Genomic DNA, 25,514 nt, shown 5'->3' on the forward strand with positions numbered 1-25,514 from the left:
TCAGGCTCCGCTCGGCCTAAAAGCCTTCGACGGTCCGGCTCTCCCGTGTCGTGATCGCTTCTTCCGCCCGCGGATTGAGCACGATGATACTGATCCGGCGGTTGATCGGGTTAAACGGATTTTCCTTATCGAACAGCACCGTCGACGCCAAGCCGGTTACCTGCGCAACCCGCTCTTCCTTCATCCCGCCAGCGAGCATCGCACGTCGAGCGGCATGCGCGCGATCGGAAGAAAGCTCCCAGTTCCCATAGTCTTCCCGCGGACGAGCAAACGGGGTCTTATCGGTGTGGCCGGCGATACTGATCTTATTCGGCACTTCGTTTAAGACCAACGCCAACTCTTCCAAGATACGGCGCGCATAATCGTAAGGCTCGCTGCTCCCGAGCGGGAACATCGGTCTGTTCTCGCGGTCGACAAGCTGAATCCGCAAGCCTTCCGGAGTAATATCGAGCAATAGCTGATCCTTGAACGGCTCCAGCGCCTGACTACGATCGATGGCTTCCTCAAGCGCTTCCTGTAACGCTTCGAGACGCTCCTGCTCTAATTCCAACAAATACTCTTCCAGCTCATCGCCCGACATCGGCTCGTTCGGAATCGGCCCTAGGTCGATAACCGTGTCGGAGCCTCCCTGCAGATCGATGATGCTGCGAGACACGCCGGACTGGCCGCCCGGCGGATTAGGATTACGGAAATACTCCGCAATGCCCTCTCGCTGCGGCGCCTCCATCACGGCTACCAGCCAGAGCACCAGGAACATCGCGAACATCGCGGTCATGAAGTCGGCAAAGGCGACTTTCCAGGAGCCGCCATGGCCGCCATGAATCGACTTCTTTACCCGCTTGATGACTATTGGTTGGCTTTTCTCATCCATTGCCGGCGACCGTCCCGCTAATGCTTATTCGGTGTTAACACGACCTTTCACGCGATCTTCCAGTTCTTGGAAGGTCGGCCGCTCCGACTCGTACATGACCTTGCGTCCGAATTCGACCGCAAGTACCGGCTTATAGCCGTTAAGAATCGCCAGGATGACGACCTTAATCGTCTCCATAAACTTCGTCTTCTCGCGCGCTTGATGTTCGATGGCGTTGGAGAGCGGGCCGACAAAAGAGTAGCCCGCCAAAATACCGGTGAACGTCCCGATCAGGGCAGCGGCAACCAGCTTACCGATCTGCTCGATGGGCCCGTCGATAGCACCCATCGCGATAACGATACCGAGCAGAGCCGCGATGATGCCGAAGCCCGGCAAGGCGTCGGCGGTCCGGTTAATCGCCTGCGCGGGAAGTTCTGCCTCCTGATGGTGCGTTTCGATCTCGATATCCATCAGATTTTCAAGCTCGAAAGGGTTCATGCTCCCACCAACCATCAACCGTAGGTAGTCGCGCAGAAACTCCATCGCCGCTTCGTGTTTCATCACGTTCGGATACTTCTGGAACAGCTCGCTGTTCTCGGGCTCGTCGACGTCTTCCTCAATGGCCAACAAGCCTTCGCGTTGCGCTTTCTGGAACAGCTCGTACAGCATGGAGAGCAGGTCCATATACAGCTCTTTATCGAACTGCGAACCTTTCATCGCCTGCGGCACCGCCGCCATGACCTGCTTGGTGACTTTCCAGGGGTTGGCAATCAGGAAACCGCCGCCAGCCGCGCCGAAGATGATCAACACCTCATACGGTTGCCACAGAATGGCCAGATTACCGCCGTGCGCGGCGTAGCCGATCAGCACCGAGGCTAGAACAATCACTGCGCCAATAATGATCATCATAGCTGCATCCCCCAACTGTTGTTGGCATGGCAGCGTCCGGAAGCCAAGCGCGCCACAGGCCGAACCCGTCGCCGCTGCGCGCTCCATGTATCCAGCATATCCACTTGATGCCACCTCGAAGTTAACTCGCCATCGGCAAAACCGATGGCCTCAGGCTTGATGTCGGCAGCACCCCTGGGATCTGAACCCCCGATCTCAGCGTAAAGAGCCGAAGTGAGAATTGCCTTTAGTTCCGCGCCGAATGGCCGATAATGAATATGAATAAGTCTCTATAGCGGGTTGTTAAGGTGTAAGTCATGGCAAGACCGAGACGGCTACAGGATTGGGTGGACGCGCTCAGCGACTATCGCCTACCTATGCTCCCCTTTTCCGAACAAGTCTTAACGCGCCTTGCCGAAGAAAACGCCTCGCCGCGCGTCGCCGAGCTCTGCGCCATCGTCTACCGCGACCCGGCGTTAGTCCAACATATCGTGCGGACCGCCAACTCGCTGCAGCACAAGCATTTGTCGACTCGTGTCAATAGCCTTGAACAAGCCGTCATGATGCTCGGCCTCGATCGCGTGCTGCAACTACCGCAAGAAATGCCGCGCTTGGAAGATAGCTTAGCGGAGCCTTACCGGAGCGGTTATCTCGAAGCGCTGGGCGGGGTTTATCACGCCGCCGTGCAAGCCTGGAACTGGGCCCGAGAACGTCACGACATGGTTCCGAGCGAGGTATTTACCGCCACCTTGCTGCGCCAGATCGGCGAGCTGGCCCTGTGGGCTTACGACGGCGATGTCATGCTCGAGCTCAAAGAGATACAGGCTCACCACGATGGGTATCGGGATGCCTCCGAGTATGTGCACCTTGGCTTTCCGATTTCGGAGCTATCGCTCGCGTTGGTCCAGCATTGGCGGCTGCCGACTCTGGTTATCGAGAACCTACGCCCGGAACGCGCGCTTGGGCCGCGCCCCTACAGCATTCTGTTAGCGCTACGGTTAGACAGCATTGCCCATAAAGGCTGGCACACGCAGGAAATGGAAATTGTCGTGAAAGCCTTGGCGCGTTTTCTGAAAAAGGACATCGCCGAAGTGCCGGCCTTAATTCATCAGGCGGCGCTACAAGCAGAGCGCGAGACGCATTTCCTATCTTCCCACCCTTACGCGCCCTTACTGACCGAACCGGACACGGAGCCTGAGCAAGCCCCGCCGCCAAAGCCTAACCGTGCCTACTTCTGCCCCGCACGGCAACCGGAGCTGCTGTCCCGGGCACTGCACGAGCTAGAAAAAGGCGACTACTCAAGGATTCGGAAAGAGCTGGCTGCGAAACACGAATATCTCGCGGAGGAAGACCCCGTCATCAGCCTAGGCTTACGCGCTCTGCACTCGGGGCTTGGTTTAGATCGAGTAGTATTCGCCAAATACAGCCACAACCGCAACGCCCTGGAGCCTTACATGCAGCGCGGTGCGGAGGACGACCCAGCCTTCCACCGCTTCCGCCTCACGCTCGGAGCCGACACCTTGGCCGGCGCCCTGATGAGCGAAGCAAAAGCGCTCTGGGTTCACGACAAGAACAAAGACAAGTATCTCAGCATAATTCCGCGCGACGTCCACAAAGCGCTTGGGGTAGACACTTTCTTTACGGCATCGATCTATGTCGACGGCAAACCCTTCGGCCTGTTCTATGCCGACCGTCACTTACCGGGTTGCGAACTAGATACGAAGACGTTTAACGAATTTCGGGCGATATGCGCTTTGGTAATGCGGCAGCTCAAAAGGCTATAGAGCGACGTTGTGTGCCAACGCTCCCTTCCCAACCCCTTCAAAAGCTCGAACCAGAAACCGCGCCTGCGGCTGCGCCCGCCCCAGTTCACTCGCCAAGTGGGCGGCAATGTGCTCCACCGTCGAGTCGGTGTCGATCAAATAACACCGTTTCCTGGCCAACAGCAGTTCGAACTCACCCTCGGCGGCTTGGTAGCGAAAACGCAAATAACGCTGCCCACCGTGTAATTCGTCGGCCACCACATCCTCGCGCGAGCCGATGTAGATATCGCGCCAGCGCTCGGCCCATTCCTGCTCAAGCTCGGGGGCACGCACGCCGTCTCGTTCGATCAGCAAACGCGAGCGATGGCCATGGGCAATGCGCTGGCACTGACCCTGGTGCTTTTTCAGGCCGTGACTGTAATGGTAATACGCACCGTCAATCGCTTCCGTTCGCAAACGAATTCGAATGGAAGTCACATTGCGCGGCAACTCTTCCAACAGCGTCGATTCCAGATACCGCTCAACGCAATGCGTGTCGATCTCCACCGTTTCTAACAGACAGGCAGCACAGCTCGGCGCGTTAAACTCGCACAGATCGCCATCGGCAAACGCGAACGTCAGCGCGACTCGGTCTCCGCTAACCGATAGCTGCAAACCGGGCGCATGCATCGGCACCAACAAGGTATGATCGACCAAGCCATCGATAGCGGCTTTGACTTGTTTTTCACCAAGCCAAAATCAAACACCATGCCTTGTTCGTCGAGTTCGCCGCCCAGCTCTAAGTCAACGATCCAACTTTCTCCGACAATGCCCCGCCGAGCATCCAGATAGGAGCAATCGATAACCGTTAGTTGATCTACAAAAAGCCGGGCCATACGCGCTTTCCAGAATCTGTGCCGTCAAAAGTGACGCAACGATAACAGGACACCTTGAAGACCGGAAGCCTTAAAAAGATTGGCGATACAAAGGAAGGATGGCGCGCAACGATTTGCAGCGTTCGTAATCAACGCCTCGCAGCGCTTCGCTGCATCGCCAAGAACACGGCCGAACCAATGCTCGTCAGCACGAATAGGAATACCGCTCCCACCACAATCGACGGACCGGATGGCAAATCCCAGGCAAACGAACCGCTCATACCGATCGCAACCGCCAAACAACCGATACCGGCGGCGAACATCGCCATTTGCTCTGGAGTACGGGCAAACGTACGGGCCGTGGCAGCAGGAATTATAAGCAACGAGGTTACCAGCAGAATACCCACGATTTTCATCGCAATGGCGATAACCGCCGCCATCAGCAACATGAACGCAATCAAAATCAGATTAACGCGCACACCGTCGGCTCGGGCCACATCTTCGTGGATTGTCACCATCAATAAAGGCCGCCACAGCAACAACAAGCCGGTGACGATGCCCGCACCGCCGACGAAAATCCAGATAAGATCTTGGTCCGTAACCGCTAAGATGTCGCCGAACAGATAGGACATTAAGTCCACCCGCACGGTTTCCATAAACGCTAAGGCCACTAAGCCCAAGGATAAGGAGCTGTGCGCTAAAATGCCCAGCAGCGTATCGTCCGCCAACCGCTGCCGCGCACGCAACATAATCAATATCACGGCCAGCAGGGCACAGACGGAGATCACCCCTATATTGAGATCGATCCCCAGCAAAAACCAAGAGCAACCCCAAGTAAGGCGGAATGTGCCAAGGTATCGCCAAAGTAGGCCATCCGGCGCCACACCACGAAACTACCCAGCGGACCGGCCAATAAGGCCAGCCCACACCCCGCGACAATAGCGCGGACTAGAAAGTCATCCATTATGAACATTAGAACGCGGCTTCACCGGCGTCAGCACCGGCGCATGTGAGTGAGCGTGAGGGAAAACCGCCGTCGCCGGACCAAGCTCGCCGAATAAAGCCCGATATTCGGGGTGCTCTTGCACCGAAGCGGGTTCGCCCCGGCAGCAAACGCGACCGTGGCCGAGGCAAACGACTTGGTCGGAAGCGGCCATGACGAGATGCAAATCGTGAGAAATAACCAACACGCCGAAACCATAGCGGTCACGCAAATGCTGTATCAGGCTATAGAGTGAGGTTTGGCTATTGTGGTCGAGACCCGCGGCCGGCTCATCCAGCGCCAGTACATGCGGCTTACGAGACAACGCCCGCGCCAGTAATACCCGCCGTAACTCGCCACCCGAAAGATCTTGCACCGCTTGCCGCAACAAGTGGCCGACCCCCGCATCCTCAACCGCTTGCCGTCTGGCAAAACTATCCCGACCGCCGGCGAGGCTAAGCAAACGGTCAACCGTCAACGGCAGATTGCGGTCGACGGCAAATTGCTGAGGCACATAACCTACACGTAGCCCGGGACGAGTCAGCAGCAAACCCTGATGATAACCCTCAAGCCCGATCAAGGTGCGCAGCAACGTCGATTTCCCCGCCCCGTTCGGACCGACCAAGGTTAAAACTTCCCGTTCGGCGAGATCGACGTCGACATCGCGTAGCAATACGCGCTGCCCGCGCCGCAACGTTAGCTGTCGCCCATGCAACAGCAACCCATCGGGCGCCGGCGTGGCCCGCTTCTTCAACCGGAACATTTCGGGCAAATACCACTTAACTCGATCGTTTGATGATCCATCTTAAAGCCGATCTGCTTCGTCTTACTGGCGATTAGCTCGCCGATCTCCGGATCGTTCAACTCGGCTACCGAGTTACATTTTCGGCAAATAAGGAACTGCCCCGTATGCGGGCTACTCGGATCGCCGCAGCCAATGTAGGCGTTCAGGGATTCGATACGGTGAATCAGCCCTTCTTTCAAGAGAAAGTCCAAAGCCCGATACACCGTCGGCGGCGCAGCGCCTTCGTGGTCCCGGCGCAAACTCTCTAGTAAGTCATAAGCCTTGACCGGTTCGTGATTGCCCCATACCAAACGTAGCACCTGCTCGCGTAAGCGAGTCAATCTAACGCCACGGCGAGCGCACGTCTCAGCCGCATACGCCAAGGCATCCTCAAGGCAGCGCTGATGGTCATGGCCAGCACTCTGGAACGCAGTAACGACCGTTTTGGAAACCATAACTCTCCCAATAGGGTTAGCCCATTGCGGCTCAATTAATGTAATGTTATAACATCGACCCAAAAATTGCACCGAGTGTCCGCTATGTATCGCTACCTTATATTCTTATTACTGCTGGTTCCAGGCCTATCGGCTTACGCTTCGGCCCCACAGGTAGTCGTCAGCATTCAACCCGTTCATTCGTTGGTAGCGGGCATTACCGACGGCGTTACCGAGCCGCGCTTGCTATTACATGGCGGTGCATCGCCGCACACCTACAACCTGCGCCCTTCCGACGCTCGCAATTTACAACAAGCCGATCTTGTCGTTTGGGTGGGGCCGGAGCTAGAAGCCTTTATGGAGCGCACGCTGCGCGGACTAGCTCAAGATGCCCAAGTAGTAACGCTCACCCGCCAAACCGAACTCACTCTGCTGCCGACTCGCACCGGCGGCAACTGGGATGAAGACGATCACCACCATCACGGCCACCATCATCATCACGGCAATGGCGATATCGATGCTCACCTATGGCTCGATCCACATAACGCAAAAGCGATTGTGGCTATCGTTAGCGAACGTCTGCAAGCCATCGACCCGGCCAATGCCGATACCTATCGACAAAATGCCGACGCCTTGCAGCAACGGCTTGACACGCTCGACGAGGAAATCCAATCGACTCTAGCGCCCGTACGCGAACGCCCTTTTATCGTCTTTCACGACGCTTATCAATATCTTGAACAACGCTACGATCTAAACGCCGTTGGCTCCGTTACCGTCAGCCCGGAACAACATCCTGGCGCCCGGCGCATCACCCAGTTACGCAATCGCATTCAGTCGCTTGGAGCCGACTGTATCTTTCGGGAGCCTCAATTCGAACCCACCATGATCCAAGCCTTAATTCGGGGCACGGACGTACGCGTGGGGGTTCTGGACCCTCTCGGCGCCGACATACCGCCAGGACCGGATGCGTATTTCCTCCTGCTAAGCGCAGCGGCGCAAGCAATCACCGAATGTCTCGACTAGTAAGCCTTCATGCCTAGATTTGCCGGTTCGGAGCCCACCCTCGGGCTCCTGGCAAGGCACGGCTTACCGACAGGGGCCCCAAAGGGCAGTTTCAGCCCGTCACACGATCGCGCAAATAAACCGGTAGCGCATCGGCGGCGGCAACCGCATCCCCCGCCGCATGCGCCCGCGTCGCAAGCGGCAGGATATGCCTTGCGCGCGGGTAAACGTCGGGCACCGTGCGCATAACCGTATCGCCACAATGCTTACGTAACAGCGCGTCATAAGCGCCCCAGCCCGTACCGACGCCCAACCAACCCGCACCTTCGGGAACCTCGACGGCATTCGGCGCGCAGACCCGCTCCGCCCCCAATAGGCTGGCGCAACCGTCGATCGAGCAATAGGCCGCGCTGTACACCTCGCCCATACGCGCATCAACGGCCGCGAGCACTTTATCCGCGCCCTGCTCCGCAATCGCACCCTGCGCCAGAGTGGCCAAAGTCGACACCGGCACCACCGGGAGATCGGCCCCGAACGCTAAGCCTTGCACAACCCCAACCGCGATCCGAACGCCAGTAAAGGCGCCTGGCCCGCGGCAAAAGCCGATAGCATCCACCGCCGATAAAGCAATCCCGGCCTCCGCAAGCACCTCGTCGGCCATGCCCAAAACATGCTGCGCATGTCCGCGCGGCATCAAACCGAACCGTTCGCACACATCGTCGCCGTATTGCAAAGCAACCGAACAGGCTTCGGTCGTCGTATCGAGGGTCAATAGCGTCGGAGTTGACATGGGGTAGACGGGTCCGTGGCAAAAGCAAGCATTATAAAGATCCCATTACGCATAAGGAAACGCTGGCTCAAAAGGGGCGGCACGGCGCCAAACTTAAGACGCGGACCCGGTTTCCTCGGCGTCAACGGCATCCTCGGCGAGGGATTCGAAATCAAACTCCAGCTGAACCTCTTCCGAACGCGGATCAAGCGCGCTGGCATAGGCTGTCGTGGCGATCGGGATCGGAACGAACTCGGTTTTCTCCTCGGCCGCCAGAGGCTGACCAACCTCGTGCCGATAAAACGCGAATAACGCGAGAAAACTAGCCACGGCACAGACGCCCCAGAAAAGGCCGGCAGGCCCCAACGAATCGATCAGATACGCCGCTGCAACCGGACCGATAATCATGCCGACGCCGTGCACCATCAACAATCCCGCGGCAGCGCCAACCAATTCTTCCGGCGCAAGAAAATCGTTAGCCACCGCTAGGCTCAAAGGGTATACCGTAAACGCCAACCCTCCCCACACGGCGGCGAGCACCAAGATCAAACCAGGAGGGCCGCCGGTCGCCAAAGCGATTAGGAGGCTGCACACTGCGACAGCAAGCGCCACTCCGAGAATCGTTAAACGACGATCATAGATATCCGCAAGCTTCCCAAGCGGCCACTGGAGCACTAGACCGCCAAGAATGGTCGCCCCCATCAACGCCGACACCTCCGTCAACGAAAAGCCGGCGCCTTGCGCAAAAATCGGCCCCATCGCGAAGAAACTACCGGCAATCGCGCCCGCACAGGTAGCACCGATCAAGCCCAGCGGCGAAATATCGTACAACTCGCGAATGCCCACCGGCCGAGCTTCGATGATTTCCGGCGACGGCGCACGTGTGAGGGCCACCGGTACCAGGGACAAAGCGAAAAGAAACGCTGCCAGGCTGAACAGCTGAAATCCGCTGACATCCCACACATTCAACAGAAACTGCCCTCCGCCCAAGGCGGCGTACGTGGTAATGCTATAGAATGCCAGGATCTGGCCACGATACTCGCGCGGTGTGCGGTCGTTCAACCAACTTTCCGCAAGCATATACAGGCCCGCGAGGCAGAAACCGAACACGCCCCGCATCAAAGCCCAGGCAATAGGGTCGACGATCAGCGGGTAAACCAGCGTCGAGCTCGCCGCCACAGCCGACAACGCGGCGAATGTCCGGATATGGCCTACGATTCGAATCAGCTTTCCGCAGACCAAAGTCGCCAACACAAAGCCGACCGAGTAACACGCCATCACAATGCCGATGATCTGAGTAGGAAACCCTTCCACTCCCATCCGCACCGACATCAGCGTCCCCAATAAACCACCACCGGTCAGCAGGATGGCAAGAGATAATAAAAGCGCTATAAAAGGATAAAGAAGACGGTGCATTTTCAGCCCGAGATAGCTACCAGCCAGGGATACGCGCCCTCATACTAACAGGCCGCTAAAAATCACGCGAGGCTCAGCCGCAACCTCTGAAAATCATGCCGGAACTTAGCCACCGACCTGCGGCCAAAAAGCTAATGGCATCAACAACCTTGGCCGACATAATCCACTGCCCGGCAGAACCGCCGCGAGCGCTCATCGTTAGCCCCGGCTTGTCCCGCATAGACATCTAGAACATAAGCGTGCAGCCAAATACCCAACAAAAGCATCAAGAAGGTTTAATAAAAATAACATTAAACGACTTGAAAATTAAATGACCCAGCCTCATTACAATGTAATTACCCTGCTCAAAAACTAAAACCAATAAAAAATAGATAATTAACAACAAATTGTTACTTGACTTCTGAGGTATTATGTGTTTTTATTTTGGGTTCTTGAGGCAAAACTGGTAACGCTTCATGACCTAGAAGACGCGCGGCTACAGGGATCAAATTCCCATGGCAAGAGCGCTCACCAAACGTATTGCCCCGCCCTACCGCGACACGTGCGCTGTAGCCTGCGGCCCGGCCACAGAACTTGGTAGCGTCTCTCCTTCAGAGTAGCGCAAGCGCGTGATAGAGGCGGCTGCCATTCGGAATAGCAGGATCCCTGAAAAGGATAAACGACCTTATTCAGTTGGAAATTGCTAGCCATACCTGCAAAATGAACGAGACAATTACATTCCGTAACCCCACCATCGACGATGGCGCTGCAATCTGGAAAGTTGTTAAAGATTCGGGCGTTCTCGACCTTAACTCCGCGTACTTGTATCTGCTGCTGAGCAAGGACTTTGCGGAAACCTGCGCGGTCGCCGAGATGAATGGCGAAATCGTGGGCTTTATTACCGGTTACCGCCCGCCAGGTCGCGAGAGCGTTATTTTCGTCTGGCAAATCGGCGTCGACGCTTCGGCACGAGGCAAAGGCCTCGGCAAGCGACTCGTAAGCTATCTCCTCCGCAGCCAGGGCGCGCGCGGCGCTAGCATACTAGAGACGACTATTTCCCCTTCGAACGACGCTTCTCGGGCGCTGTTTCGCGGCATAGCCCGCGACTTGGGCGTGCCGTGCGAAGTACGGCCCTGCTTCGCTGCAAGCCAGTTTCCGGGTACCGGGCATGAGGACGAGGAATTATTCCGCATCGGACCCTACGACCTCAGCCAGCCCAACCAGCTAATCGAATTCTAAGTAGAGAGGTTCTCTATATATGAGCATGCAAGTTATCGAGCAGTACGAATCCGTCGTACGCAGTTACTGCAATAATTTTCCGACTGTCTTCGAGAAAGCCGTCGGCAGCTGCCTGTACGACACGGAAGGCCGTCGCTACTTGGACTTTTTCGCTGGCGCCAGCGTACTGAACTACGGCCATAATCATCCGGCGCTGAAAAAGAAGCTGATCGAGTACATCGAAAACGACGGCATCACCCACAGCCTGGATATGGCAAGCTCGGCCAAAGTCGACTTCCTGCAGACGTTTGAGGACCTGATTCTCAAGCCCCGCGGAATGAACTATAAGGTCCAGTTCCCCGGCCCGGCTGGCACCAACAGCGTCGAAGCGGCACTGAAACTGGCACGTAAGATCAAAGGCCGGGAGAAGATCATCTCCTTCACCAACGCCTTCCACGGCATGACCTTAGGCGCGCTTTCCGTTACCGGTAACGCCTTTAAGCGTAGCGGTGCCGGGCTACCATTGAACTACAGCGATTCCATGCCCTATTGCGGCTACTTCGGCGAGGACGTCGATACCATCGAGTACCTAGAGCGCTTCCTCGAAGACAGCGGTAGCGGCGTGGACGATTCGGCAGCAGTAATTGTCGAGACTATTCAAGCCGAGGGCGGCATTAAGGTCGCCGAACAGAAGTGGTTGCAGGACTTGCAGGCTCTATGCCGTAAGCACGACATGCTGTTCATCGTCGACGACATCCAGGTCGGCTGCGGCCGCACCGGTCCGTTCTTTAGTTTCGAAGAAGCGGGCCTTGATCCGGACATCATCTGCCTGTCCAAATCGCTCAGCGGTTACGGTCACCCGATCGCTGTCACTCTACTCCGGCCGGAGCTGGACCAATGGGAGCCGGGCGAGCATAACGGTACTTTCCGCGGTAACAACTTGGCCTTTGTTACCGCCACCGAAGCCTTCAAGCAATTCTGGGCCGACGACAAGCTGACCCAAGAGGTTAAAGCCAAGGCCGAGCTGGTTGCCCAAGCGCTGAACAAACTCGTGGCGCAATTCCCGCAGGCAAAAGGCGAAGTCCGCGGCCGCGGTCTGTTGCAAGGTATTGCGTTTGAGAATGCCGACATCGCCGGTACGGTTTCCGCCGTCGCCTTCGAAAACGGCCTGATTATCGAAACCTCCGGCCCGGAGGGCGAAGTACTAAAACTGCTTCCGCCGCTCACTATTACCGAAGCCGAACTCAAGGAAGGCTTGGACATTATCGAGCGCAGCCTCGGCGAAGCGCTTAAGCGTCTGGGGATTTCCTCCAAGGAAGCCGTCTAACCGGATACTTTGGACTTGTTGCAGCTCGTCGCCTCGCAGCCTAAGCCGCGGGGCGCTCTGCCACTAACAACCTTTGCTCAAGGACTCGCAGTTAATGATCGTTCGTACGCTAGAAGAAATCATCGGCACCGACGATGACGTTCATGCCGAAAACTGGAACAGCCGCCGATTTTTGCTACGTAAAGACGGTATGGGTTTTTCGTTTAACGACACCATAATTAAGGCCGGGACGGAAACCTTTATCTGGTACGCGAATCACTTGGAGTCGGTGTACTGCATCGAAGGTGAAGGCGAGATCGAAACCGTTGACGACGGCAAGGTTTACCAGATTAAGCCCGGCACGATGTACGCGTTGGACAAGCACGAAAAGCATTATTTGCGAGCGCGCAAAGACATGCGGATGATGTGCGTATTCAATCCACCGCTAACCGGGCGGGAAGTACACGACGAGGACGGGGTTTATCCCCTGATTGTCGATGAGCCCGACGAAAACGGTTAGTCGGCGCACAGGTAACGTCAGCCGGCATGGGCTTTAGGGTTCTTGCTGTGTGCTGATAAAACCTTACTAGCTGCCGGGTCTTGCCCGGCAGCTTGCTTTGTGGCAATGTTCCCGCTGACCGTTATTTAGGAGGTAACACAACACTCGCATATTGAAAGTAAGGAGTTCCGCCTTATGGACAACATGCAAGATCTATATCCGTCGCGTACCAAGCGCAAAATAGACATGTTCGAACGGCTTGATCCTGTCGTTTACGGTGATACGACCGGGAAATATAAAGGGCCGCTTTCCTCTGAAGAATTACAGTCGTTTGACGACAATGGCTTTCTTTTCTTCGACCAATTCTTTTCCGAAGACGATATTGCCGAATTTCGGCAGGAACTAAAGCGACTGTGCGAAGACGATAGTCTGCGCGGTTGGGATGGCGTCATTCGCGAGCCGAACGGCGACGAGGTTCGCTCCGTATTCGAGGTTCACAAGATCTCGAACTGCTTCAACCGCCTCTCTCGCCACCCGCGCATCCTGGACCGGGTTCGGCAGCTACTCGGCAGCGAGGTGTACATTCACCAATCGCGTATCAACTACAAGCCCGGCTTCAAAGGCAAGGGCTTTAACTGGCACTCGGACTTCGAAACCTGGCACGCGGAAGACGGCATGCCGAGAATGCGAGCGGTCAGCTGCTCCATTATTCTCACCGATAACAATGAGTTTAATGGCCCGCTGATGCTCGTCCCCGGCTCGCATAAATTTTTCGTGCCCTGCGTCGGCCCGACGCCGGAAGACCACTACAAGAACTCCTTAAAGATTCAACAAACAGGGGTTCCGGACAACGACAGCTTGGCCCAGTTGATCGATTTAGCCGGTGGTATCGAAGCGCCAAAGGGGCCGGCAGGCTCAATGCTGCTGTTCGATTGCAATACGCTGCACGGCTCGAACGCTAATATGTCCCCCTACCCGCGCAGCAACGTGTTCTTCGTCTATAACAGCATGGAGAACCGGACAACGACCCCCTACGCTGCCAACCGACGACGGCCGGAATTTCTCGCGGCACGCGATCACATCCCGCTGACGCCGATCGAGGAGTAAAGCCGAGATAGGCAGGAGTGACAGCGACACTCCTGCCTCCACTAGCATTCCCCGCCTATCGCATCGACGACCGATAGGCCGGCATAAAACTGCGCCACCTGTTCGCGCTCGCGGGTTAACGGCATAGGCGGCAAACTACGCCGAAACACCGAACCGTAAAATTTAGTGAGAATTCGGTTATCCGCTATCACCAACACGCCGCGATCCGCGCCATCGCGGATCAGCCGACCGACACCCTGGCGCAAACTAATCACCGCCAATGGCAATTGATATTCCATGAACGGATTGACCTCGGCAGCCTCCAGGGCGGCGATTTTCGCCTGTAGCACCGGATCGTTTGGAGCCGCAAAAGGCAAACGGTCAATAATCACGCACGACAAGGCCTCTCCGCGCACATCGACCCCCTCCCAAAAGCTAGCCGTCCCTAATAACACGGCGTTGCCGGCCTCACGAAACCGCGCTAACAGCTCCGCTTGCCCCGCCTCCCCTTGCACCAACAACGGGTACGGAAGGCGGCCTTGAAAGTAGATTGCCGCTTCGCGCAGTGCGCGGTGGCTGGTAAAGAGGATAAAGGCGCGCCCTTGACTCAATCCAAGTATCGCTTCCGTTTCGCGCAAAAATGCTGCCAGATACGCCTCCGAGGTGGGTGCGGGCAGCCCCTGCGGAACGTACAAAAGCGTATTGCGTTCATAGTCGAATGGGCTTTCAACCCGCAATGTCCGCGGCTCTTCCAAGCCGACTCGGTGACTGAAGTGGCTAAAATCCTCGCCCACGGAAAGCGTTGCCGAGGTTAAGATCCACGCGGCCGGGTGACGCGCCATCTGGCGCCGGAAAGGCTCCGCCACATCTACCGGCGTCGAGCGGAGAATAAACGACTGGCTAAAACTCTCGAACCACTGCACCGCTTCTTGCCCCTCAGGCTGCAAGAACCCCTGCAAGGCAGCACGCAGCGCCTCTGCTCGGCGATAGACGGCTTCCAGGCCACGGCCTCGTACGGCCATCGGCTCCAGCAAGGCCACCAATTCACCCAACCAGCGCTGCAAACCGTCAACCGCCGCCGCAATCGCCGGCCGCTCCGCCACGTCGCTCCAGGCACTGCGTCGAGCACCGCTGCCCAACGCCAAGCGAACCTCCAACACCGCCCGCGTATATCGCTCCACAACGGCAGGCAAAGCCGGTACATCCCCAGCCTCGCGCTGATACTCGGTTAAGGTATCCCGCCCCAACTCAAGCAGCTGCCGACTACTCAGGCTCAAACCGAAAAATTGCCCCGCCACCTCCGGTAACTGATGCGCCTCGTCGAGAATGTAAACGTCCGCTCCCGGCAGCACTTCGCCAAACCCGGACTCTTTCAAAGCCCAATCGGCCAACAGAAGGTGGTGGTTAACCACCACCACATCGGCCTCTTGCGCCCGCCGGCGAGCTTCCATCAAAAACAATCGGCATAAGCGGGGCATTCTTGCCCGAGGCAATTATCCGCCGTCGAGGTTATCCGGCTGCGCAGCCCCTCTTCCAAAACCGGAACCGGCGCCTCGCCGAGATCGCCGCTACGCGTGAGGCTCGCCCAATGCCGCAAACCATGCAGCTGCTCGGCCTGTACGGGACTATCGAGACGGCCTTCGTCCATGGTCTGCTCATAGCGGTAAAGACACAGGTAGTTGCTACGCCCTTTGAGCAAGCTTGCCCGCAAAGGCAGCTCAAGCGCATCGCGTACTAACGGTAGGTCTTTTTCGAAAAGTTGATCTTGGAGAGTTTTCGTGCCGGTGGAAACGATGATCTTTCCGCCAGCCAATAAGGCGGGAACCAAATAAGCGAACGTCTTCCCCGTACCGGTGCCGGCTTCGGCCAGCAACACCGCTTGATCCGCACACGCGTCGGCGACGGCTTCCGCCATCGCCAACTGCTCGGCGCGGGGCTCGAAACCGCCGACATGGCGCGCGATGGGGCCGTCAGCCGCAAAAACGGCGGCTAAACCACTCATTAACGACTGCCGACGGCCCGCAATTGTTGGACCTGCTCAGCGGCCGCCGCCGCCCCCTGGGTGTCGCCGCGTAGCTCGCGGCTGACTGCGATTAGGCGCCAGTTAGTTAACTGTAAGGCAGGATAGTCGCCCGAGAGGCGGTTGGAGCGCATAGCCAGCTGCTCGGCTTGGGCGTAATCGCCTTGGCGGTAGCGCACGACGGCCAAATTCTGCCATAACACCGGATGCTGCGGCTCGATACGCAAGGCCCGCTCCAACAAGCTCGCGGCCTCATCGTGCCGCCCCTGAGCCGAAGCCTCCTCCGCCTGCCGCACCAACTCCGCCGCAGCCGCCGGCAGTGCGCGCAAGGGCGCCTGCGGAGCGGTTTCTTCCGGAGCCGAGGCGCTGGAATCACCGTTCGGCCTATCGGTAGTGGTACGAGAAGTTTCCCGTTCAACGTTAGCTGCCCCGTTGCGAGACGAGCCAGGCTCTGCCGTCGTCGCGCACGCAGAGAGCAACACACTGGAAGCCAACACCGCGCCGACGACGCCGCTAGAAACTTTCCGCATCATTATTGAAACCATCCTCTAAATCGACCGCGTCGCGGCTGCGCATCTTCAACGCAAGCGGCATCCGGTGGCATCTTGCCTCGAATATAGGGTAACTGCACGACATCCGCGCAATACTCTTCGGCCCGCAAACCACTCGCGGGCTCAATCCAGGACATCTCCACCGACGCCGGCAAACTATCGGGCAACGGCCGCAGCTCTAAGCTGGCAAACGTTTGCCCCCAAACCTGCAACGCTCCTGAAGCGCCCGTGAGCCCGGTGCTGCGGTTGTCGTCGTGACCCAACCAGAACACGCCGAGCATATCGCTACTGTAACCGGCGAACCAACTATCGCGGGTATCGTTGGTCGTCCCCGTCTTGCCGGCCACGGTCAAGCCCGGCGGCAAGTGTCGACCGGCGCTGCGGCCGGTTCCGCTACGCATCGCCTGACGCAGGGCGTAGTCCAACAGGAAGACCTCGCCGCCATCGAATACCTGCTCTACCGCTAACGGATAACTCTGCAAGACCTCGCCTTCGGCATCCATTACCGATTGTACGGCACGTAAAGGCGTCTGATAGCCGCCGGATGCGATGGTCTGGTACATCTGCGCAACTTCCAGCGGCGTGTAGTTGACCGCCCCCAGTAATAGCGACGCGTAAACCCTCGATGGCGGCCGCAGCCCGAGCCTCTCCAAGGCATCAACCACCGCCGGCAAACCAACATCCAACCCTAGCCAAACGGTCGAAACGTTGTAGGAGTTGGCCAGCGCCTGCCATAACGGCACTTGCCCATGGTAGCGCCCGCTGTAGTTCTTCGGTTCCCAGCGTCTACCGGCAGCGTCCTGCACTTCCATCGGGCTGTCCAAGACGAGACTGCCTAAACCGTATCGGTCCGGCCGGCTCAACGCCGCCAGGTAAACCGCCGGTTTTATCAACGACCCGACCGGTCGACGCGCCTGCATCGCCCGGTTAAAGCCGAGATACCCTGCCTCGCGACCACCGATAAGCGCCGCTACGGTGCCGTCGTCTACATTAACGACAACACCCGCCCCTTGCAGTTCCGAGTCAATCGCTTGCAAACGCTGATCGAGCGAGCGTTGCGCGGCCTCCTGCACATGGGGAACCAACGTCGTAAAAATCTGCAAGCCCTCGGAGCTTAGATCCTCGGCGCGGTAATCGCGGCGTAAATGCTGCTGCACCAAATCCATGAACGCCGGGTAACGGTTATCGCTGCGGTGCGGCGCCGGACTCACGTCGAGCTCGCGCGCAATGGCACGCTGGGCTGTCTCCGCATCAATCGACCCGTACGTATGCAGCATTCGCAAAACCAGGTCGCGTCGCTCTTTCGTTCGCTGTGGATGACGACGAGGGTTATAGAAAGACGGACCTTTAACCAGACCCGCCATCATCGCCAACTGATCCAGGCGTAAATCTTCAAGCGGCTGGCTAAAATAGTACTCTGCCGCCAAACCGAACCCATGGATACTACGGTTACCGTCTTGCGCCAGATAGACTTCGTTAAGATAAGCCTCGAGAATTTCGTACTTGTCGTAACGATACTCTAGCAACAAGGCCATAATAGCCTCGTTAATCTTGCGCCGGAGCGTACGATCGCTGGTCAGGTAAAAGTTTTTCACCAGCTGTTGCGTAATGGTACTACCGCCCTGCACGACCCGGCCGGCGCGCACATTAGCGACGGCCGCGCGAGCGATGCCGCTCCAGGAAATGCCGCGGTGCTGAAAGAAATTACGGTCTTCGACGACCAGCAAGGCATGAATCAATTCCGGCGGCACGTCCTCGAGGCGGACCAACACCCGGTCTTCGCCATGCGCAGGATAGATCCCGCCGATTATGGCCGGCTCCAACCGCAAGATCGGTAGTTCGCCACCGTCCGCTGCAGACAACGCCGCGACTCGATTGCCCTCGAAACGAATAACCGCACGCCGCGCTTGCTCCTCCCCGTCCGGGAACCGAAAGCCGCGCGTTGTGACCCGAAACTCGTTGCCATTACGGCTATAAGTACCCGGCGCGCTGCTTTGCGCCACCGGCCGGTAACCTAAGGCTTCAAACTCGGCAACCAGGTGCTGCGGCCTTAAGCGGGTCCCCTCGTAAAGCTCCAACGGCCGGGCGTACACACGCGCCGGCAAAGCCCACCGCTTGCCTTCGAATTGGGCTACCACTTGGCGGTCCAGCCATAATACATAGCCGACCGCAAAAGGCGCGCTCAATACCACTAACAACAGCAGGTAAACTAACCAAGAGCGCTTAGGTCGCGCATGGGCGACTTTACGCTGAGTACGACGCTTACGAGATCCCATGAAACCCTTCGAAGCTTGAGGCTATAGCGAATGAAAGCGCGTCGAAGCCGCGCCGTCCTCAGCGCACCGACCGCCAGTTGACAAGCACGCCAAAAGCGCCCAGCACGATGAACAAAAAGAGCGCCCAGGTCGGCAAGCTGACACCCAGGAAACGGTCGATTTTACCGCACTCTCCGGTACCGCCTAGCATCATGACCATCAACTCCAACCGCGTATGAAACTCAGACAGGTAACCGAAGTCGGCGCTGCAGGACACAATCTGATCGGCAGGCCGGCTCTGCAACCAGACATGACGCCCGGCAATGGCAATGCCGATACCGCTGACCATCGCCGTAAGGCCGCTAAAGACGCGGCCGCCGATTCCAGCCGGATGAAAAATCGTCGCCAGCAAGAACACGACGCCTATGGCGAAGAAGACAAGACGTTGAAAAATGCACAAGGGGCACGGCTCCATGTGCTGAAAATACTGAAGATAATAGGCAAAGGCGATCATCAAAGCGCAGACCACGAACCCCAACCCGTTGAGTTGGCGGCGGTAATCCGTCAGGCGATGCAACATTCTCCACTCCATCCCTGATTTTTAAGATTACCGCATTCTAGCAGACACAGCCGCCGTGGCGCTCCTGTCCTCTGTCTAACGTGAACAAATCCGCATTTTAGGGAAACGCCGCCCTCCTGCCTCTCCGGCCGGAGACCTTGCCCTTACGGAGTAAAGCTTATCGTTCGAATGTTGAGAAAGGCTCTAGCACAGCCATCTCTTTACCTACAAGACAGGCTCTGAACAGACGTTAGGACCTGAGTTTTCAGGAACGCCGGCTTTACCGCTGGAAGTGGCTTGGCAGCTTAGCTATGGTAGTGGACGGCGTGCCATCGCAGACAGCCAGTTAAGGAAGCGCTGATTTGCTCCCTGGGGTCTCCGCGCGACCGACATAGGGGCCGAGAAAACACCCAGTGCTTTCTTTACGGTACGCCGCGCGCTCATTCTAACAAGGGAGATCGGGATGGTTACGCTTGCATGGCTCGTCGTGCTCATCGTTGTCGTCATGACGCTGGCCTACCACCGGGCGCCGCTTTGGCTGAGCACTCTTGCCGTTGCCGGCTACCTTGCCGCCGTCCACCTCCTCAGCCCGCCGCCTATCGTTATTATGGGCATATTGTGGGCATTATTCCTGGCTGCCGCCGTACTGCTGAATCTCGCACCGTTGCGACGAAAGCTCATTAGCAATCGGGTGAAAACCTGGTTTAGCCGCCGCTCCCCCCATTTATCCGCGACCGAACGCCAGGCCTTGGGAGCGGGTACCGTCTGGTGGGACGCTGAGCTTTTCTCCGGCCGACCACGTTGGAAATCGCTGTTAAGACAACCAAAACCGGCACTTAGTCAAGCAGAGCGGGCTTTCCTAGAAGGTCCGACCGAAGAGCTGTGCCGGATGCTCGACGAATGGCGCATCACCGAAACTCATCGCGACCTACCGCCAGCGGTGTGGAATTTCCTAAAAGAACAAGGCTTCATGGGTTTAATAATCCCTACCGAATACGGCGGGAAGGGGTTCTCCGCCTATGCCCATTCGCAGATTCTGGTAAAAGTCGGTAGCCGCAGCCCCACCGCGGGCGTGACGATCAGCGTACCCAATTCGCTAGGGCCGGCCGAGCTTCTGCTCCATCATGGCACGGCTGAGCAACGCGAATACTACTTACCGAAGCTTGCCCGCGGCGAAGAGATTCCCTGTTTCGCGCTGACCGGCCCGGAAGCAGGCTCCGACGCCGCCGCTATTCCCGATTACGGGGTTGTCTGTCGCGGCGAACACGAAGGGCGCGAAATCATCGGCTTACGGCTCAACTGGGACAAGCGTTACATTACGCTAGCGCCAGTTGCCACCCTGCTAGGTTTGGCGTTTAAGGTGTACGACCCGGAGCAACTGCTCGGCGGCGATTACCAACGCGGCATTAGTATCGCGTTAATTCCAAGCACAACGCCAGGCGTCGACATCGGCCACCGGCACCGACCGTTAGAGGCGGCCTTCATGAACGGCCCGACACGGGGCAGGAATGTCTTCATTCCGCTCGACTGGGTTATCGGCGGCGAAGCCGGAATCGGACAAGGCTGGCAAATGTTAATGAACTGCCTGGCGGCGGGGCGCGCCATTTCCTTGCCCGCCAACGCCTGCGGCACAGCGCAGTTAGCGACGGCCGTCAGCGGCGCTTATGCCCGTATCAGGCGACAGTTCAAACGCCCGATAAGCGACTTTGAAGGCATCCAAGAGCTTCTGGCCCGCATGGGCGGCAACACGTACATGCTGGATGCGGCACGCACCCTAACAACCCGTGCGATCGACCAAGGCCAGAAACCCGCCGTTTTATCGGCTATCGTCAAGTACCAACTGACCGAACGCTCACGTCGGATACTTAACGATGCTATGGATATACACGCGGGAAAAAGCATTTGCCTCGGCCCGAACAACTATTTGGCGCGTTTTTTCCAAAGCGCCCCGATTCCAATCACCGTGGAAGGCTCGAATCTCCTCACCCGCAACATGATCATCTTCGGGCAAGGCGCACTACGCTGCCATCCGTTCCTGCTGAAGGAAATCAATGCAGCCGGGAGTACCGCGCCCGATGCCGAAAAAGCCTTCGACCGGGCATTTTTCGGCCATATCGGTTTGCTAGCCAGCAACAAAATACGCAGCGTCGTGCTTGGCGTGACCGACGGCCGCATCGTACTCACGCATGGCGCCCCAGAATTGAGGCGCCATTATCAGCGACTAACCCGCGCTGCCGCCGCGTTTGCCTTTGTTGCCGATATGACCCTCATCACGCAAGGCGCCGCCCTGAAGCGGAGGGAGCGCTTATCCGCCCGTTTGGGCGATGCACTAAGCGCACTGTATCTCGCCTCTGCCGTTCTCAAGCGTTATGAGAACGAAGGGCGCGAGCAACTCGATCTCCCCATGGTCGATTGGGCCGTCGCAACGCTGCTCTACGAAAGCCAACAGGCACTCCACGAGACACTGCGCAATTTTCCTAATCGCCCGCTCGGCCGTTTGTTACGGGCTCTCGTGTTCCCGCTCGGCCGCCGCTACCAGAAACCCAACGACGTCTTAGACCGCCAGGTTGCCGAGTTATTGACTAAGCCAACGGCAAGCCGAGACCGCCTCACCAGCGCTATGTTTCGCGCAACTGACCCGGACGATCCCATCGCGCGTCTAGAGAAAACCTTTACGCTACTGGTCTCTGCAGCCCCGATCGAGCAAAAATTGCAGGCAGCGGAACGCGCCGGCCAACTGCGTTTCGCTCCCGGCATCGATCCGGTGCAAGCGGCTTTGGCCGCCGGCATCATCGATCCAGGCGAAGCCGAGCGCCTTGGCGAGGCGATTCGTATGCGTCAGTCGGTTATCATGGTGGACGAATTCGCGGCCAGTACGCCGATTAAGTCTTTACCAGGCCCCGTTTAAGGAGACCGCATGGCAGCGAAACCCGGCGCCGAAGCCGGTAAACCGGTTTACATCGTCGACGGCTCCCGCACGCCGTTTCTGAAAATCAACGACCGCCCCGGACCGTTTAGCGCCGCCGACCTTGCCGTCGCGGCGGGGCGCCCTCTGCTGTCCCGACAACCGTTCGACGCTGCCGACCTCGACCAGATCATCGTAGGCAACACCGCTGTCGCTTCAACGGCCATCGATCTCGCCCGCAGTATTGCGTTACGCCTGAATTGCGGTCATCAGGTTACGGGCTATACGGTACAGCGTGGAGAAGGCTCCGGTATGCAAGCCGTCGATACGGCAGCGAGGCGAATCGCCACAGGCGAAGCGGATTTGATTCTAGCCGGCGGCACCGATGCCATGAGTCATGCCCCGTTACAATTCGACGAGGGGATACTGAGATTTTATAGCGAATGGCAGCAACGTCCCGGCATCGCCGACCGACTTCGCCTTGCCATGGGATTCGATCCGCGCTGGTTCCGCCTTCGAGATCCGCTCAAAGCAACGCCGGCACAATCGGATCTGGACTTGAAACTGGGCGATAGCGCCGAAGCGTTAACCGAGACGTTTGCCATTTCTCGCGCGCGTATCGACGCCTACGCCATCCAAAGCCACCAGCGCGCCGGTGCCGCCGTGCAAAGCAGCGACCGCCCGGAGCGTGAGCCTATCTATAGCCCCGATGGCCGTATGTTCGCCGAAGACGGCTGTATACGCGCCGATGCCAGCCCTGCCGACTTCAAGGCCCTACCGCCGCTTTATGCTGCCGAGGTGGGCCGCCTAACGGCAGGCAATAGCGCCCCCCGGCCGATGGCGCAGCCTGGCTACTGCTCGCCAGCGAGCAGGCGGTAAAAACGCACGGGCTACCCGTACTTGGCAAGCTGGCGGACACCTGCTGGGTTGGGCTCGACCCGACCATGGCAGGGCTCGGCGCTGCTCATGCCGCTACGCCGATTCTGAAACGACGACGTTGGGATCTGAACGATGTCGACTACTGGGAGATCAACGAGAACTTTTCCAGCCAAGTTCTTGCCTGTCTGGAAGCCTGGCAAGACAAAGATTACTGCCGCGAGCAGCTTGCCAAGCGCGACGCGGTGGGCGAGCTGGAGATGGGCCGATTAAATATAGAAGGCGGAGCCATCGCTCTTGGCGATCCCACCGCAGCCAGCGGGGCCCGCTTGATTCTGCACCTACTGCATATACTGCAAAACAGCAGGCAAAACGAGGCATCGCGACCTTGGCCATCAGCGGCGGCCAGGGCGGAGCCATGCTGCTGGAACGACCGTAACGGGTGAGCATAACCATGGCGCAACATTTGAAGCACTGGCGAACCCGACGCGATATCGACGACATCCTCTGGATTCGCTATCAAGGCCCGCACGACGACACCAATCTGCTCACCCAAGCGGGGATAGACGAGCTGATCCGCTTAATCGACGAGTTGAGCGACGACGACAGCTACAGCGGCCTGGTATTCCTACCCGATCCGCAACGGGGCTTCATCGCCGGCACCGACCGCGAGGTATTAGAAGCGGTCCAAGCATCGGAAGCGCCGCTACCGCACATACAAGCTCTTCAGGCGCGCTTACAGAAGCTTGCACAGCTCTCTATTCCTACCGTAGCGGCCATACATGGCACCTGTTTTTCCGGCGGTTTGGAGATAGCGCTAGCCTGTCGCTATCGCGTTGCTACGGACGCGGCGGAAACCCGGCTAGGTTTCCCCGATATAAGCGCGCTTGAGCTGCACCCTTGCTGGGGCGGGACGGTGCGCTTACCGCAGCTTATCGGCGAGGCCCGCGGCTTGCCCATGCTGATCGATGCCGAGGTCATCGATACTGTCGAAGCCCGGCGTATCGGCTTAGTCGATCAGCGCGTCCCCAGTCATCAATTACGGACCGCCGCTCGCCGCCTGGTATTAAGGCAACCGCGTAGCCAACAGCAAGCGGGTATCGCCGCTCAAGTCAGCAAGCTGGCGCTGTTTCGCCAAGGCTTACTAAGGCGCTTACGATTGAACGCGGCGCAGCAGTACGACCCTCAGCACAACCCCGCTCCCTTCGCCATTCTCGATCTCGAAGAAGCCGCTAGCGGCGACATCGGGGCACGCTTACAAGCGGAGGCGGAGTCTTTCGTCAAACTCGCACTCAGCGACACAACGCGTAACTTGTTACGCCTCGACCGTCACAAGCAGCGCTTGGAAGCGCTGGGTCAAATAGGCAAAGCCGAAGGCATACGCCATGTTCACGTCGTCGGCGCGGGCACGATGGGTAGCGCCATCGCCGCATGGTGCGCGCTTAAAGGCCTGAAGGTGACATTGCAAGACGCCGTCCCTCGCCATATTGCTGCGGCCATTCGGCATGCCGTACCGCACTTTCAGGCTCAACTCGGCGCCGAACCGCTCGTGGCAGCGGCCTTAGACCGTCTGCAACCGGACCCCAGCGGCTACGGGCTTGTACAAGCCGATGTCGTACTGGAAGCCGTCACCGAAGAGGTCGAGGTTAAAAAAACGTTATTGCGGAACTTAGAACCCCACATCAAACCCGATGCCATCATTGGCAGCAATACGTCGAGCATTCCTCTGGAAACGCTGGCGGAAAGCTTGGACAACCCAAGCCGGTTAGTGGGAATACATTTCTTCAATCCTTTAGTACAGCGGCCTTTAGTCGAAGTTGCTGCCGGCAAACAAACCAGCCGGGCAACACTCAACAAGGCGCGCGGTTTCGTGGGTTTAATCGACCGCCTGCCGTTACCGGTAGCCGGCAACCCTGGCCTTTTAATCAACCGGGTCATCAACGCTTACTTGCTTGAAGGTATGACCATGGCGGACGAAGGTTTGGCCCCCACCTTAATCGACCAAAGCGCACGCGGTTTCGGCATGGCACTAGGACCGCTAGAGTTGGCGGACCGAATAGGTCTCGACGTTTGCCTACAAGTCGCGCGTAGCCTCGCCGAGCATGGCGGCGGAGAAGTACCGGATACGCTAGCAATACACGTCGCCGCCGGCCGGCTCGGTAGCAAAAGCGGGCGCGGGTTCTACGAATACAAACAAAAACGGGCGGTCAAACTGGCTCCGGACCCGGACCATACGTCTCGCGACGACATCACCGACCGCCCCATTTACCGCCTTCTCAACGAAGCGGTACGTTGTCTTCGAGAAGGTATTGTGGAGGATGCCGACCTACTGGACGTAGGTCTGACGTTAAGCACCGGCTTTCCCGGTTTTCGCGGCGGGCCGATCCATTATGTATGCCAGCGCGGCGCCGATGCATCCGCCCACCGTTTAGGAGAACTTGCCAGCTACTACGGCGAGCGCTTCGAGCCGGACGAAGGCTGGAAAACGCTATGCGGTTAAGAAAAACCTAAGCGCTCC

The 25,514-nt window shown here is 58.0% G+C and carries 23 protein-coding genes and 1 pseudogene; 10 read left to right on the forward strand and 14 right to left on the reverse strand.

The window, feature by feature from the left end:
- Positions 1–16 precede the first annotated feature (16 nt).
- Positions 17–871, reverse strand: coding sequence for a flagellar motor protein MotB (gene motB / locus CAI21_RS03465; protein ID WP_116301008.1), 855 nt, complete (start codon positions 869–871; stop codon positions 17–19).
- 24 nt (positions 872–895) lie between these two features.
- Positions 896–1,759: a flagellar motor stator protein MotA gene (gene motA, locus CAI21_RS03470; protein ID WP_116301045.1), complete on the reverse strand. Its 864-nt coding sequence runs from the start codon at positions 1,757–1,759 to the stop codon at positions 896–898.
- Positions 1,760–2,055: 296 nt separating this feature from the next.
- Here motA and CAI21_RS03475 point away from each other — a divergent pair, with 296 nt between their 5' ends.
- Positions 2,056–3,522: an HDOD domain-containing protein gene (locus CAI21_RS03475; protein ID WP_116301009.1), complete on the forward strand. Its 1,467-nt coding sequence runs from the start codon at positions 2,056–2,058 to the stop codon at positions 3,520–3,522.
- Here CAI21_RS03475 and CAI21_RS03480 read toward each other — a convergent pair.
- The 5 genes and pseudogenes from CAI21_RS03480 to CAI21_RS03495 form a co-directional block, all read right to left on the reverse strand.
- Positions 3,517–4,155, reverse strand: a complete 639-nt coding sequence (locus CAI21_RS03480) for a hypothetical protein (protein WP_220347743.1) — start codon at positions 4,153–4,155, stop codon at positions 3,517–3,519. The two genes, CAI21_RS03475 and CAI21_RS03480, sit on opposite strands and share 6 nt — an antisense overlap.
- Positions 4,119–4,376 carry a hypothetical protein gene (locus CAI21_RS23625; protein ID WP_220347744.1) on the reverse strand — a complete coding sequence of 86 codons (258 nt, stop codon included), beginning with the start codon at positions 4,374–4,376 and terminating at the stop codon, positions 4,119–4,121. Before CAI21_RS23625 ends, CAI21_RS03480 begins: the two co-directional genes overlap by 37 nt.
- 128 nt (positions 4,377–4,504) lie before the next feature.
- Positions 4,505–5,319: pseudogene (znuB, locus tag CAI21_RS03485) on the reverse strand (zinc ABC transporter permease subunit ZnuB).
- Positions 5,312–6,100 (reverse strand): ATP-binding cassette domain-containing protein, encoded by a 789-nt coding sequence (locus CAI21_RS03490; RefSeq protein ID WP_116301010.1) that lies wholly within the window; start codon positions 6,098–6,100, stop codon positions 5,312–5,314. The pseudogene znuB and the gene CAI21_RS03490 overlap by 8 nt, the downstream one beginning before the upstream one ends.
- Positions 6,088–6,576, reverse strand: a complete 489-nt coding sequence (locus tag CAI21_RS03495; RefSeq protein WP_116301011.1) for a Fur family transcriptional regulator — start codon at positions 6,574–6,576, stop codon at positions 6,088–6,090. The genes CAI21_RS03490 and CAI21_RS03495 overlap by 13 nt, the downstream gene beginning before the upstream one ends.
- A gap of 84 nt (positions 6,577–6,660) precedes the next feature.
- On the opposite strand from CAI21_RS03495, the gene znuA reads away from it, so the two are divergent.
- On the forward strand, positions 6,661–7,578 hold the full coding sequence (znuA, locus tag CAI21_RS03500; protein WP_116301012.1) for a zinc ABC transporter substrate-binding protein ZnuA: 918 nt from the start codon (positions 6,661–6,663) through the stop codon (positions 7,576–7,578).
- 91 nt (positions 7,579–7,669) lie between these two features.
- On the opposite strand, the gene tsaB is transcribed toward znuA, so the two are convergent.
- Positions 7,670–8,347 carry a tRNA (adenosine(37)-N6)-threonylcarbamoyltransferase complex dimerization subunit type 1 TsaB gene (gene tsaB, locus CAI21_RS03505; protein ID WP_116301013.1) on the reverse strand — a complete coding sequence of 226 codons (678 nt, stop codon included), beginning with the start codon at positions 8,345–8,347 and terminating at the stop codon, positions 7,670–7,672.
- 93 nt (positions 8,348–8,440) lie between these two features.
- Entirely contained in the window at positions 8,441–9,742 is a 1,302-nt protein-coding gene (locus CAI21_RS03510; protein WP_116301014.1) for an MFS transporter, read from the reverse strand.
- Positions 9,743–10,441: 699 nt separating this feature from the next.
- Here CAI21_RS03510 and ectA point away from each other — a divergent pair.
- The 4 genes from ectA to thpD all read left to right on the forward strand — a co-directional run bounded on the left by ectA (position 10,442) and on the right by thpD (position 13,851).
- Entirely contained in the window at positions 10,442–10,960 is a 519-nt protein-coding gene (gene ectA, locus CAI21_RS03515; RefSeq protein ID WP_116301046.1) for a diaminobutyrate acetyltransferase, read from the forward strand.
- A 19-nt stretch (positions 10,961–10,979) separates the two neighbouring features.
- Positions 10,980–12,266 carry a diaminobutyrate--2-oxoglutarate transaminase gene (gene ectB, locus CAI21_RS03520; RefSeq protein WP_220347745.1) on the forward strand — a complete coding sequence of 429 codons (1,287 nt, stop codon included), beginning with the start codon at positions 10,980–10,982 and terminating at the stop codon, positions 12,264–12,266.
- A gap of 94 nt (positions 12,267–12,360) precedes the next feature.
- Positions 12,361–12,765, forward strand: coding sequence for an ectoine synthase (locus CAI21_RS03525; protein ID WP_116301015.1), 405 nt, complete (start codon positions 12,361–12,363; stop codon positions 12,763–12,765).
- Between the two features lie 174 nt (positions 12,766–12,939).
- Entirely contained in the window at positions 12,940–13,851 is a 912-nt protein-coding gene (thpD, locus tag CAI21_RS03530; RefSeq protein ID WP_258867969.1) for an ectoine hydroxylase, read from the forward strand.
- Positions 13,852–13,892: 41 nt separating this feature from the next.
- Here thpD and CAI21_RS03535 read toward each other — a convergent pair whose 3' ends face one another.
- From CAI21_RS03535 to CAI21_RS03550, 5 genes are read right to left on the reverse strand one after another with little or no spacing between them, the layout of a single operon-like run.
- Positions 13,893–15,281: an ATP-dependent DNA helicase gene (locus tag CAI21_RS03535; RefSeq protein WP_309544937.1), complete on the reverse strand. Its 1,389-nt coding sequence runs from the start codon at positions 15,279–15,281 to the stop codon at positions 13,893–13,895.
- Positions 15,281–15,832: an ATP-dependent DNA helicase gene (locus tag CAI21_RS25480; RefSeq protein WP_309544938.1), complete on the reverse strand. Its 552-nt coding sequence runs from the start codon at positions 15,830–15,832 to the stop codon at positions 15,281–15,283. Before CAI21_RS25480 ends, CAI21_RS03535 begins: the two co-directional genes overlap by 1 nt.
- Entirely contained in the window at positions 15,832–16,383 is a 552-nt protein-coding gene (locus CAI21_RS03540) for a tetratricopeptide repeat protein (protein WP_181919243.1), read from the reverse strand. Before CAI21_RS03540 ends, CAI21_RS25480 begins: the two co-directional genes overlap by 1 nt.
- Positions 16,383–18,677, reverse strand: a complete 2,295-nt coding sequence (gene mrcB / locus CAI21_RS03545) for a penicillin-binding protein 1B (protein WP_116301017.1) — start codon at positions 18,675–18,677, stop codon at positions 16,383–16,385. The genes CAI21_RS03540 and mrcB overlap by 1 nt, the downstream gene beginning before the upstream one ends.
- A gap of 58 nt (positions 18,678–18,735) precedes the next feature.
- Complete coding sequence (locus tag CAI21_RS03550) at positions 18,736–19,236, reverse strand: disulfide bond formation protein B (RefSeq protein ID WP_181919244.1); 501 nt, start codon at positions 19,234–19,236, stop codon at positions 18,736–18,738.
- 442 nt (positions 19,237–19,678) lie between these two features.
- Here CAI21_RS03550 and CAI21_RS03555 point away from each other — a divergent pair, with 442 nt between their 5' ends.
- From CAI21_RS03555 to CAI21_RS03565, 4 genes are all read left to right on the forward strand, one after another.
- Positions 19,679–22,123 carry an acyl-CoA dehydrogenase gene (locus tag CAI21_RS03555; protein ID WP_116301019.1) on the forward strand — a complete coding sequence of 815 codons (2,445 nt, stop codon included), beginning with the start codon at positions 19,679–19,681 and terminating at the stop codon, positions 22,121–22,123.
- A 9-nt stretch (positions 22,124–22,132) separates the two neighbouring features.
- Positions 22,133–22,999, forward strand: a complete 867-nt coding sequence (locus CAI21_RS03560; RefSeq protein ID WP_258868893.1) for a thiolase family protein — start codon at positions 22,133–22,135, stop codon at positions 22,997–22,999.
- Between the two features lie 65 nt (positions 23,000–23,064).
- Positions 23,065–23,442, forward strand: coding sequence for a hypothetical protein (locus CAI21_RS24590; RefSeq protein ID WP_258868894.1), 378 nt, complete (start codon positions 23,065–23,067; stop codon positions 23,440–23,442).
- 8 nt (positions 23,443–23,450) lie between these two features.
- On the forward strand, positions 23,451–25,496 hold the full coding sequence (locus CAI21_RS03565) for a 3-hydroxyacyl-CoA dehydrogenase NAD-binding domain-containing protein (RefSeq protein WP_116301020.1): 2,046 nt from the start codon (positions 23,451–23,453) through the stop codon (positions 25,494–25,496).
- Positions 25,497–25,514 lie beyond the last annotated feature (18 nt).

Source organism: Alkalilimnicola ehrlichii (assembly GCF_003399765.1).
Classification (GTDB): domain Bacteria; phylum Pseudomonadota; class Gammaproteobacteria; order Nitrococcales; family AK92; genus AK92.

Bases quoted from the DNA above. Each gene is read 5' to 3' on its own strand.
- motB (WP_116301008.1), bottom strand. From the start codon at position 871: ATGGATGAGAAAAGCCAACCAATAGTCATCAAGCGGGTAAAGAAGTCG.
- motA (WP_116301045.1), bottom strand. From the start codon at position 1,759: ATGATGATCATTATTGGCGCAGTGATTGTTCTAGCCTCGGTGCTGATC.
- CAI21_RS03475 (WP_116301009.1), top strand. From the start codon at position 2,056: ATGGCAAGACCGAGACGGCTACAGGATTGGGTGGACGCGCTCAGCGAC.
- CAI21_RS23625 (WP_220347744.1), bottom strand. From the start codon at position 4,376: ATGGCCCGGCTTTTTGTAGATCAACTAACGGTTATCGATTGCTCCTAT.
- CAI21_RS03490 (WP_116301010.1), bottom strand. From the start codon at position 6,100: ATGTTCCGGTTGAAGAAGCGGGCCACGCCGGCGCCCGATGGGTTGCTG.
- CAI21_RS03495 (WP_116301011.1), bottom strand. From the start codon at position 6,576: ATGGTTTCCAAAACGGTCGTTACTGCGTTCCAGAGTGCTGGCCATGAC.
- znuA (WP_116301012.1), top strand. From the start codon at position 6,661: ATGTATCGCTACCTTATATTCTTATTACTGCTGGTTCCAGGCCTATCG.
- tsaB (WP_116301013.1), bottom strand. From the start codon at position 8,347: ATGTCAACTCCGACGCTATTGACCCTCGATACGACGACCGAAGCCTGT.
- CAI21_RS03510 (WP_116301014.1), bottom strand. From the start codon at position 9,742: ATGCACCGTCTTCTTTATCCTTTTATAGCGCTTTTATTATCTCTTGCC.
- ectA (WP_116301046.1), top strand. From the start codon at position 10,442: ATGAACGAGACAATTACATTCCGTAACCCCACCATCGACGATGGCGCT.
- ectB (WP_220347745.1), top strand. From the start codon at position 10,980: ATGAGCATGCAAGTTATCGAGCAGTACGAATCCGTCGTACGCAGTTAC.
- CAI21_RS03525 (WP_116301015.1), top strand. From the start codon at position 12,361: ATGATCGTTCGTACGCTAGAAGAAATCATCGGCACCGACGATGACGTT.
- thpD (WP_258867969.1), top strand. From the start codon at position 12,940: ATGGACAACATGCAAGATCTATATCCGTCGCGTACCAAGCGCAAAATA.
- CAI21_RS03535 (WP_309544937.1), bottom strand. From the start codon at position 15,281: ATGGAAGCTCGCCGGCGGGCGCAAGAGGCCGATGTGGTGGTGGTTAAC.
- CAI21_RS25480 (WP_309544938.1), bottom strand. From the start codon at position 15,832: ATGAGTGGTTTAGCCGCCGTTTTTGCGGCTGACGGCCCCATCGCGCGC.
- CAI21_RS03540 (WP_181919243.1), bottom strand. From the start codon at position 16,383: ATGATGCGGAAAGTTTCTAGCGGCGTCGTCGGCGCGGTGTTGGCTTCC.
- mrcB (WP_116301017.1), bottom strand. From the start codon at position 18,677: ATGGGATCTCGTAAGCGTCGTACTCAGCGTAAAGTCGCCCATGCGCGA.
- CAI21_RS03550 (WP_181919244.1), bottom strand. From the start codon at position 19,236: ATGTTGCATCGCCTGACGGATTACCGCCGCCAACTCAACGGGTTGGGG.
- CAI21_RS03555 (WP_116301019.1), top strand. From the start codon at position 19,679: ATGGTTACGCTTGCATGGCTCGTCGTGCTCATCGTTGTCGTCATGACG.
- CAI21_RS03560 (WP_258868893.1), top strand. From the start codon at position 22,133: ATGGCAGCGAAACCCGGCGCCGAAGCCGGTAAACCGGTTTACATCGTC.
- CAI21_RS24590 (WP_258868894.1), top strand. From the start codon at position 23,065: ATGGCAGGGCTCGGCGCTGCTCATGCCGCTACGCCGATTCTGAAACGA.
- CAI21_RS03565 (WP_116301020.1), top strand. From the start codon at position 23,451: ATGGCGCAACATTTGAAGCACTGGCGAACCCGACGCGATATCGACGAC.